Annotated in this window: 1 protein-coding gene; it reads right to left on the minus strand. The window is 66.1% G+C overall.

Annotated features, from left to right (window positions below; translation table 11 throughout):
* Positions 1-678 (minus strand): AMP-binding protein (locus ACTJLF_RS34650; RefSeq protein ID WP_440884906.1); only part of this gene is annotated, 678 nt, incomplete at both ends.

Raw genomic sequence — 678 nt, forward strand, 5'->3', positions numbered from 1 at the left:
CGCCGGACACCCCTGAGGGCACGGGCTGCAGTGCCGCGTCGAGCACGTACACCTGCGTGTTCCAGATCGGGTCGCCGATGGAGGGCGTGGTGCTCGCATCGTGCAGCTCGGCTGCCGTCGACCAGATCGCCGTCTCGGTGGGACCATATAGGTTGGTGAGCTTGCGCCCCGCGCCGTGCAGCAAGGCGGCCAGTTCTTGTGGCAGCGCTTCGCCACCGACAAGGATGTGCACGCCAGGCAGCTTGTCGACTGCACTCAGAAGGCTTTGCCACAGCGTGGGCGTGGCCTGCATGACCGTGATGCCGGAGTTTGCGATGAGCTGTGCCAGCGCGGGCGGGTCCAGCACGACGGACCGCGAAGCGATGGTGATACTGCTGCCGCTGAGCAAGGGCACGAAGATCTCGAGCGCGGCAATGTCGAACCCGATGGTTGTAGTGGCCAGCATCCGGTCGGTGGCTTGCAACTGCAGGCGTGCCTGCAGGGACTGCATGAAATTGCAGACGTTGCGATGGGCGATGACGACGCCCTTGGGCCTGCCGGTGGATCCGGAGGTGTAGATGACGTAGGCGGGGTTGGAGGGCGTGAGGGGCTGTGTGCGTTGCGCGTCGGTGGGATTGGCGCGAGAGCGAGCGGAGATGGCCTCGCGCACCTGAGGCGCGTCCAGCAGCACGGTGGGTA

The organism is Variovorax sp. 22077 (assembly GCF_052044195.1).
GTDB classification, from domain to species: Bacteria; Pseudomonadota; Gammaproteobacteria; order Burkholderiales; family Burkholderiaceae_C; genus Variovorax; species Variovorax atrisoli.